General features: G+C 44.1%; 7 protein-coding genes. 6 read left to right on the top strand and 1 reads right to left on the bottom strand.

What is annotated here, in order from left to right:
- A partial coding sequence (locus tag Q0191_RS04655; RefSeq protein WP_297664249.1) for an LPXTG cell wall anchor domain-containing protein occupies positions 1-1196 on the top strand: 1196 nt, incomplete at its 5' end.
- 117 nt (positions 1197-1313) lie between these two features.
- The gene (locus Q0191_RS04650; protein WP_125371397.1) at positions 1314-2462 is read left to right on the top strand and encodes a glycosyltransferase; all 1149 of its coding nucleotides are present in this window, start codon (positions 1314-1316) and stop codon (positions 2460-2462) included.
- A 172-nt stretch (positions 2463-2634) separates the two neighbouring features.
- Here Q0191_RS04650 and pepT read toward each other — a convergent pair whose 3' ends face one another.
- Positions 2635-3858: a peptidase T gene (gene pepT / locus Q0191_RS04645; RefSeq protein ID WP_297664246.1), complete on the bottom strand. Its 1224-nt coding sequence runs from the start codon at positions 3856-3858 to the stop codon at positions 2635-2637.
- A gap of 281 nt (positions 3859-4139) precedes the next feature.
- Between pepT and Q0191_RS04640 the strand changes: the two genes are divergently transcribed.
- The 4 genes from Q0191_RS04640 to Q0191_RS04625 all read left to right on the top strand — a co-directional run bounded on the left by Q0191_RS04640 (position 4140) and on the right by Q0191_RS04625 (position 9052).
- On the top strand, positions 4140-4772 hold the full coding sequence (locus tag Q0191_RS04640) for a copper homeostasis protein CutC (protein WP_297664244.1): 633 nt from the start codon (positions 4140-4142) through the stop codon (positions 4770-4772).
- Between the two features lie 11 nt (positions 4773-4783).
- Entirely contained in the window at positions 4784-5455 is a 672-nt protein-coding gene (locus tag Q0191_RS04635; RefSeq protein WP_297664242.1) for an MmcQ/YjbR family DNA-binding protein, read from the top strand.
- 112 nt (positions 5456-5567) lie between these two features.
- Entirely contained in the window at positions 5568-7316 is a 1749-nt protein-coding gene (locus tag Q0191_RS04630) for an ABC transporter ATP-binding protein (protein WP_297664241.1), read from the top strand.
- On the top strand, positions 7313-9052 hold the full coding sequence (locus Q0191_RS04625; protein WP_297664239.1) for an ABC transporter ATP-binding protein: 1740 nt from the start codon (positions 7313-7315) through the stop codon (positions 9050-9052). Before Q0191_RS04630 ends, Q0191_RS04625 begins: the two co-directional genes overlap by 4 nt.
- Positions 9053-9140: the final 88 nt, after the last annotated feature.

The raw sequence follows: 9140 nt of genomic DNA, 5'->3' as shown, positions 1-9140 counted from the left end.
CTGGCGCTACAGGAGCGACCGGTGCAACTGGTGCAGATGGAAAAGATGGTAAATCCTCATTAACTGAAGTAGTTAACAACAACGATGGTACGCACACTGTTAAGGTCGGTATCGATAAGAATGGCGACGGTAAGCTTGATCCAAGTGAGGTAACGTCAACGACTATCGTGAAAGATGGCGCAACTGGTGCTACAGGAGCGACTGGTGCGGATGGTAAAGATGGTAAAGATGGTAAATCATCATTAACTGAAGTAGTTAACAACAACGACGGTACGCACACTGTTAAGGTCGGTCTTGATAAGAACGGCGACGGTAAACTTGATCCAAGTGAAGTAACGTCAACGACTATCGTCAAAGACGGAAAAGATGGTAAGACACCATTAGCAGAAGTAGTTGATAACCAAAATGGAACACACACCATTAAGATTGGTTTTGATACAAATGGCAATGGTAAGCTTGATTCAGATGAAGTAACCTCTGCTACTATCGTTAAAGATGGCAAAGACGGAAAAGATGGCAAGGACGGCAAAGACGGAAAAGATGGTCAAAGCTCACTTGTAACTCTCGTTGAAAATGAAGATGGTAGTGTTACTATTCTTGTTGGAATTGATAAGAATAACAATGGTAAGGTTGATTCTGATGAAGTAACATCTTCTACAATTATCAGAAATGGTAAAGATGGTAAGGACGGCAAAGACGGAAAAGATGGTAAAGATGGTAAGGACGGTAAAGATGGCAAGGGTGTAACCGGTCCAACTGGTCCAACCGGCCCTACAGGTCCAACCGGTCCAACCGGTCCAACCGGTCCAACCGGCCCTACAGGTCCAACCGGCCCTACAGGTCCAACCGGCCCAACTGGTCCTACAGGTCCAACTGGTCCTACAGGTCCAACCGGTCCAACCGGTCCAACCGGTCCTACAGGCCCAACTGGTCCAACGGGCCCAACTGGTCCTACAGGTCCAACCGGCCCAACCGGTCCTACTAATCCAATAAAACCAGTAGTTCCAACAGCTCCAACAGTTCCAGCTAAGCCAACAAAACCTGCAGGAACAACCAAAGTAGTAGCTAAGTCAGGAACCCTTCCTAAGACTGGTGACAATAGCAACCATGAAGTAGGTGTGGTAGGCGCAGGACTTCTATCAGCTGCACTTCTAGCTGCCTTAGGTGTTTCTAAGCGAAAAGAAGAAGAACTCTAAGATATTCTCTTTATAAAATTTAAGCAATATCAAGTTTAGAGTAAAACAGAGGCTATTAGGATTATTAAAATTCTACTAGCCTCTAGTTTTGTTGTATTAATGTTTTGGAGGAATTGAATGTCATCAATTGTATTGAATATGATTGTAAAAAATGAAGCCCATATAATTTTGGAAACACTCCAAAATTTGGTCAATTCAATCACATTTGACTACTGGGTCATTTCTGACACTGGCTCCACAGATGGAACGGAAAACCTTATCTTGAACTTTTTTAGTGAGGTGGGAATTCCAGGAGAATTGCACAAAGATGAATGGCAAAACTTTGCACATAATAGAAATTTAGCCCTAAATTATGCAAGAGGAAAGGGAGACTATATTCTAATCTTTGATGCAGATGATTTCGTTGAAGGTAGTTTAAAAATTTCTACTGATCTTGAAGCAGATGCCTATTATCTCAATTTTTCAGATGAGAGTGGAGTTCTTTCATTTCGTCGTGTAGCTCTTGTTAAAAATAATCCAGAAATTTATTGGCGAGGAGTTGTGCATGAATTTATTGAATTGCCTGAAGGTGCCAGTTATGGAAATCTTGTAGGACCCTATTCAGTCATTGCAAGAACAAGAGGCGCACGAAGTCTAGACGATGATAAATATTATCATGATGCAACTGTACTTGCAAATGCTGTTTATAATAATCAAGACCCTGATTTAGAGCCTAGATATACCTTTTATTGCGCGAGATCTTATCGTGATGCAGGTTTATACCAGGAGGCCTTGTCTTGGTTCAAAAAACGTGCAGTTATGACGGATGGATGGTCAGAGGAAGCTTATTATTCTTGTCTAGAAATAGCGCAAATTTATGAAAATGAAGGGAAAGCTCTTGAAGGACGAGAGTATTTGGAAAAAGCTATCCAGATTAACCCTAATCGCGCTGAAGCATGGTCTCAATTAGCCAAATTATATAGAGAAGCAGGGCAGCATCACATTGCTTTTGCTTATGCTTATATGGCTAAGGATTTAGAATTGAATCCGGATAGTCTTTTCAGCTGGAACAGGGTTTATGACTATTGGATTCCATTTGAATTGTTAGAAAATGGTGTCAAAATAGGGAATTTTGAAGTTGCCTACCAAGGCTTCAGAGCTTTGATTATGGCAGGACAGGCCGATACTTATAAGAACTATTATGAATACTTGCCTCAATTTGAACAATATCTAGATAATGAGATTATTGAGAAGATTATAGAAGTCATTAACGGTACAGAAGCTTAATTGAATCTGCCGATACGGTTTTTTGTCGACTATAACGGCCTGATACATGCTAAACTTTGGAGAGGACCAATTGGTCTTCTCCTTTTTTGCTCTTGGAGCAGTTGGTGTTAGCTTAACTTTCAGTTTTAAAAGTCAAAAAAACAGAAATTCGTTATGAATTTCTGTTTTTTATTTATTCTTGATAAGAGACGATGCCAATGATGGTATCGACAGCGCGTTCCATGGTTTCTAGGCTGACATATTCAAAGCGGCCGTGCATATTTTCACCACCGGCGAAGAGGTTCGGTGTCGGGATGCCCATAAAGGAAATTTTAGAGCCATCAGTTCCGCCACGAATAGGCTCGATAATTGGCTGGATATCCAAACTTTCCATGACTGCTTTGGCGATATTGATCGGTGTCATGTCCTTTTCAATGACCTGCTTCATGTTGTAATACTGGTCTTTGAGGGTCAAGATGACGCGTTCGCTACCCAGCTCTTGGTTCATCTTATCAGCAATAGCCTGCATAGCAGCTTTGCGATTTTCAAAAGCTTCTGTCTCAAAGTCGCGGACAATGTAGCTGGCTTGGGCTTCTTCGACAGTACCGGTCAGGTTCATCAGGTGGTAGAAGCCTTGGTAGCCCTCGGTTTTCTCTGGTCGATCAGCTTCTGGCAGCTGGTTGTGGAAGTCAATAGCCAGCTGAAGTGCATTGACCATCTGGTCCTTAGCAGTTCCTGGATGGACATTGCGACCTTGGAAGGTCAATTCTGCGCTAGCAGCGCTAAAGGTTTCATACTGGAGTTCTCCTAGAGGGCCGCCATCTACTGTGTAAGCAAAGTCTACGTCGAAGTCTTCCGCGTCAAACTTATCAGCTCCGATACCGATTTCCTCATCTGGTCCAAATCCCACTCGGATTTCTCCATGCTTGATTTCTGGATGGGCAGACAGGTATTCGATAGCAGTCATGATTTCAGCAATACCTGACTTGTCGTCTGCGCCCAGAAGGGTGGTTCCATCAGTTGTAATCAGTGTTTGGCCCTTGTATTTATGGAGACTGGCGAAGTCTGCAGGATCTAAGTTAAAGCCAGATTGACCAAGCGGAATCACACCGCCATCATAATTCTCAATGACCTGCGGCTGGATGTTTTCTGCGTTGAAGTCCGCCGTATCCATGTGGGAAATAAAGCCAATCTTGCGGGTAAAGCTAGGGTCGTTGGCTGGCAGAGTTCCAATCGCAAAGCCGTTGGGCAGGTAGTAGACATTTTCCAAGCCAACTCGCTTCATCTCAGGAATGAGGATATTGTTAGCAAAGTCCACCTGACTCTGGGTACTGGGTGTAGTAGTAGACGTTTCGTCTGAGCGTGTGTTAACTTTGACATAGGTCAGGAAACGATCTAAAAGATTAGGGTATTTCATAAAAGCTCCTTGTTTTCATAGATTAAGTCTATTTTAGCACAATCTTGAACAAAAGACATCTGTAACTCACCATTTCTCTAGTTGAAAAGGCTTAGAATATAAACGTAATGGAAATAGGTGAAAATCAGGCTTGTAAGATTGAAGAATAGGATTTTTTGCAAGTCTATTAATATAAAATGGTTGAGAAAAGCGGTGGCAAATATGCTAGGGGTGCATTTTAAAAGAAATTTTGTGATATAATAAAAAGTAGAAAATCAATATAGTAAATAAGAGGTAGTGCCATGATTTATGAATTTTGTGCAGAGAATGTCACCTTACTAGACAAGGCTTTAAAGGCTGGAGCGAAGCGGGTTGAGCTGTGTGATAACCTATCAGTTGGTGGAACAACGCCTAGCTACGGTGTCATTGAGGCTGCAGTACGAATGGTTCAGCCTTATGATGCGACCGTGATGACCATGATTCGACCTCGTGGTGGGAATTTTGTCTATTCAGATATGGAAATCGAGATAATGCTCTCGGACATTCAGAAGGCACGTGAGGCGGGGAGCCATGGCCTCGTCTTTGGTGTTTTAACGGAAAATAACGAGATTGATTATCCAAAGATGGAGCGACTGCTTGAAGCGGCTCAGGGGCTGGATGTGGTCTTCCATATGGCTTTTGATGCGATTCCTGCTGAATATCAGTTTGGAGAGTTAGACTGGCTGGTTGAACATGGAGTTAAGCGGATTTTGACTCATGGCGGGCCAGCGTCAGAGTCCATTCTAGAGCATTTGGCTTGGCTGGATGAATTGATTGAGCATGCGGCAGGGCGGATAGAAATTTTACCTGGTGGTGGAATTAATCTAGACAATCGTGCTGAGATTGCCGACAGCTTAGGTGTTGATCAATTGCACGGCACCAAAGTAGTATTTTAGTAGGCAAGTTCATGTTGGATTTATTTGAAAAATACAGGCTGAAGGAAGAAAATTTGCTGGATTATGGCTTTGTCAGGTCTGGTGCAGAATACAGCTATTCGACCAAGATTATGGCTGGTGACTTCCAGATGAATGTGCTGATTTCCGATGGAAAGCTGAATTTTCAGGTGTTTGACTTGGATACAGGTGATGAGTATCGTCAGGTCAAGATGGAAAGTATGACTGGAGAATTTGTCGGTCAAGTCAGGGCGGCCTGTCAGGAGGTTCTGCTGTACATTCGGCAGCATTGCTTTGAGAAAGTAGGCTTTCTTTATGAGCAAAGTCAGCGACTGAGTAGCTATGTGGCGACTACTTATCAGGGGCAGTTGGAATATCTTTGGGAAAATTCTTCTCGTAAAAGCTCTAATGGGGCCGCTGTTTTTCGCCATCAGGATAGCAAGAAATGGTACGGAGCTTTTTTGACGACTGACTGGTCCAAGTTTGAAAAGGAGCGCAGTGGTCTGATTGAGGTTCTAAATGTCAAGAGTGACCGAGTTGCGGAACTTATTCAGCAAAAGGGAATTTATCCCGCCTTTCATATGAATAAAAAATACTGGCTCAGTCTTCCCTTGGATGGGACCTTGTCGGATCAGCAACTTTTTGATTTGTTGGACACCAGTTTTGTCCTGACTAAGAAAAGATGAGCATAGTTTGCCTGAGTTTCATTTTTAGATGAAATAGCGTATAATAGAGATAGTGAGAAACGGACAGTCGGATTAAGGGCTGTCCGTCCTTTGTTTGGAATGAGGAAACGAAATGAATCTAATCAGAAAACTAGACTGGTTTTTTAAACTGGAAAAGCGGCGTTATATGATCGGCATCTTAGCCTTGTCTCTGGTCAGTGTGTTTAATCTGATTCCGCCACGGGTCATTGGGCAGGTTATTGACCAGATTGCTAGACGGAGTCTGACTGCTGGAGAACTTGCTTATAATCTTCTCCTTTTGATTTTGGCTGCTTTTATTATGTATGGTTTGCGTTATGTCTGGCGGCTCTATATCTTTGGCACGGCAAATAATCTGGGGCGCATCTTACGCTTTCGGCTTTTTGAGCATTTTACGCGGATGTCGCCAAGTTTTTATCAAAAATACCGAACGGGTGACCTCATGGCTCATGCAACTAATGATATCAATGCGGTGGTTAGCGTGGCTGGCGGTGGTGTTATGTCAGCGGTAGATGCTTCTATTACAGCCTTGGTGACCCTCATCACCATGTTTTTGGTCTTGGACTGGCGACTGACCCTGATTGCTATTCTCCCTCTGCCCTTTCTATCCTGGGGAACCAGCTTGATTGGTCGGAAGAACCACGAGAGCTTTAAAGCGGCTCAGGAGGCCTTTTCAGATCTCAACAATAAAGTTCAGGAAAGCGTAGCGGGGATTAAAGTGACTAAGTCTTTTGGCTATCAGAATGCGGAGACTCAGTCCTTTGCAGCAATCAACCAAGAAGTCTATCAAAAGAATATTTTAGCTGCCAAGTACAATTCTCTGTTTGACCCCATGGTGCTTATTTTTGTCGGCTTATCCTATGTTCTGACCCTGATTTTTGGGGGAATGTTTATCTCCCAAGGTCAATTTACAGTCGGTGAGCTGGTTACCTTTATGACTTATCTGGATATGCTAGTGTGGCCGCTGCAAGCGATGGGTTACCTAGTGAATATCAGCCAGCGGGGAGCTGTTTCCTATGAACGAATTGAGAACTTGCTGGCTGAGGAGTCGGATGTCGAGGAAGCCCAGCAGCCACTTGCCAGTATTCAAAATGGTCGACTGGACTATGAAATAGATTACTTTGCCTATGAGAACGAAGTGACGTTAAAGGATATTCACTTTACATTAGACAAAGGGCAGACCTTGGGGATTGTTGGGCCGACTGGATCTGGGAAGACCACCTTGCTACGCCTTTTGCTGCGGGAGCAGGATATTCAGCAAGGAGCAATTTATCTGAATGGGCACGACATCCGAGAGTATGCTCTTAAGGATATGCGCAGTCTGATTGGTTATGTGCCTCAGGATCAGATTCTTTTTGCTCTATCCATTCGGAACAATATCCGCTTTGCCAATCCACAACTGTCAGATGAGCAAGTTATCCGAGCAGCCCAGCTTTGTGGTGTTTATGAGGATATTAAGGCTATGCCGGATGGTTTGGATACGTTGCTTGGTGAGCGGGGCGTCTCGCTTTCTGGTGGTCAAAAGCAGCGTTTGGCTATGAGCAGAGCCCTCATCATCAATCCAGAAATTTTGATTTTGGATGATTCCTTGTCAGCAGTGGATGCCAAGACCGAACATATGATTTTAGAAAATCTCAAGCAGGAACGAGCTGGTAAGACGACCATTATCACTGCCCATCGTCTGTCAGCCATTGTCCATGCGGATTTGATTCTAGTGTTGGAGAATGGCCGTATTAAGGAGCGAGGCAGTCACCAAGAACTTCTAGCAGCACAGGGCTGGTATGCTCAAACCTATCAAAATCAACAACTATATGAACGCTTTGAGGAGGAGTCTGCAAAATGACAAAACAATCAACTTTTAGACGCCTTCTAGATTATATGTGGCGCTACAAATGGATTAGTCTCCTGGCTCTAGTCTTTATTTTTGCGACAACTCTGGTGACAACGGCCTTGCCGCTCTTGGCTCGGTCTTATATTGACCAGTTTGTCAGCCGAGAAGCAGCCTCAAGTGGTCTCTATTTGCTGGGAATTTACTATGGTCTCTTTCTTTTGCGGGTGCTCCTTACTTTTCTGGGGCAGTATGCCTTTGCACGGGTGGCTTATAGCATTGTCCGCGATCTCCGGCAGGAAACTCTTGCGAATATGCAGCAATTATGTATGGCTTACTTTGACCAGACTGCAGCAGGGGCTATCGTTTCCCGCTTGACCAACGATACCCAGTCAGTGGCTGATATGTTTAGCAGTATTTTTTCAAATTTCCTTAGCTCTATACTTATCTTGGTAGTGACAATTGCAACCATGCTGGCTCTGAATTGGCGGCTGACTCTGCTGATTGTCCTCTTTTTGCCCATCATGCTTGGCTCGATTATCTTGTATCAGCGGCTGTCCAATCGCTTGCTCAAGCAAGTCCGAGCCAGACTGAGCGACCTCAATGTCAAACTTTCTGAGAGTATTGAAGGGATGCGGATCATCCAAGCTTTTGGTCAGGAAAAGCGGCTAATCGAAGAATTTGAAGCAATCAATGGAGAACACCTAGACTTTAGTAATCGCTATCTGAATGTGAACAGCCTCTTTCTGCGCCCAGCTATGTCCTTGCTGAAAATCTTGGCTTATGCCCTTATTCTGACTTATTTTGGCTTGAGTTGGCAAGTAGCTGGAGTGACTGCTGGTGTCATGTATGCTTTTATCCAGTATGTCAATCAGCTTTTCAATCCCCTGATTGATGTCATGCAAAATTACTCTGTTCTTCAGACATCCATGGTGGCTGCAGAGCGCGTTTTTGAACTCATGGATCGTCGAGACTTTGAGCCTGAGCAAGCAGAAGAGGGACCTGAGATTCAGGCGGGCAATATTGACTTTCAGCACGTGACCTTCTCCTATGACGGAAAGCGGGAGATTCTAAAGGATATTTCTTTTAGCGTCAAGCAAGGTGAGACGATTGCTTTTGTCGGATCAACGGGGTCGGGAAAATCCTCCATTATCAACCTTTTCCTGCGCTTTTATGAATTTGAGAAAGGCAAAATTCTTATTGATGGCAGAGATATCAGAGACTATAGTCAAGCAGAATTACGACGAAATATTGGTCTTGTTTTGCAGGATCCCTTCCTCTACCATGGCACCATTGCCTCCAATATCCGTATGTATCAGGAAAATCTATCGCGAGCAGAGGTCGAAGAAGCAGCTCGCTTTGTGGATGCCCATGACTTTATCAGCCAGCTAGCTCAGGGCTATGATAGTCCGGTTACTGAGCGTGGCTCCACCTTTTCTAGTGGCCAACGACAGCTTTTGGCCTTTGCCAGAACCATCGCATCCAAGCCTAAAATCTTGATTTTGGACGAAGCCACTGCCAATATCGATTCGGAAACTGAGGAGCTGATCCAGCATTCTCTTCGGAAAATGCGGCAGGGCAGAACGACTATTGCCATTGCTCATCGGCTGTCTACGATTCAGGATGCCAATTGCATCTACGTTTTAGATAAAGGGCGCATCATTGAGTCTGGTAGCCATGAAGAGCTTCTAGCGCAAAATGGGACGTATAAGAAAATGTACCAGCTGCAGGCTGGAATGTTGGATGCCTGAAAAACAAGGAAAAATTCAAAGAAAAGAGGCTGGGACAAAAGTCCTAGCCTCTTAATTGTCGATCAAGACGCAGTGGTTGAGTGGGCTC

The organism is uncultured Streptococcus sp., from assembly GCF_938036805.1.
Classification (GTDB): domain Bacteria; phylum Bacillota; class Bacilli; order Lactobacillales; family Streptococcaceae; genus Streptococcus.
Note: the sequence above shows the minus strand (reverse complement) of the source record. Positions and strands in the feature narration are given on the sequence as shown.

Bases quoted from the DNA above. Each gene is read 5' to 3' on its own strand.
- Q0191_RS04650 (WP_125371397.1), top strand. From the start codon at position 1,314: ATGTCATCAATTGTATTGAATATGATTGTAAAAAATGAAGCCCATATA.
- pepT (WP_297664246.1), bottom strand. From the start codon at position 3,858: ATGAAATACCCTAATCTTTTAGATCGTTTCCTGACCTATGTCAAAGTT.
- Q0191_RS04640 (WP_297664244.1), top strand. From the start codon at position 4,140: ATGATTTATGAATTTTGTGCAGAGAATGTCACCTTACTAGACAAGGCT.
- Q0191_RS04635 (WP_297664242.1), top strand. From the start codon at position 4,784: ATGTTGGATTTATTTGAAAAATACAGGCTGAAGGAAGAAAATTTGCTG.
- Q0191_RS04630 (WP_297664241.1), top strand. From the start codon at position 5,568: ATGAATCTAATCAGAAAACTAGACTGGTTTTTTAAACTGGAAAAGCGG.
- Q0191_RS04625 (WP_297664239.1), top strand. From the start codon at position 7,313: ATGACAAAACAATCAACTTTTAGACGCCTTCTAGATTATATGTGGCGC.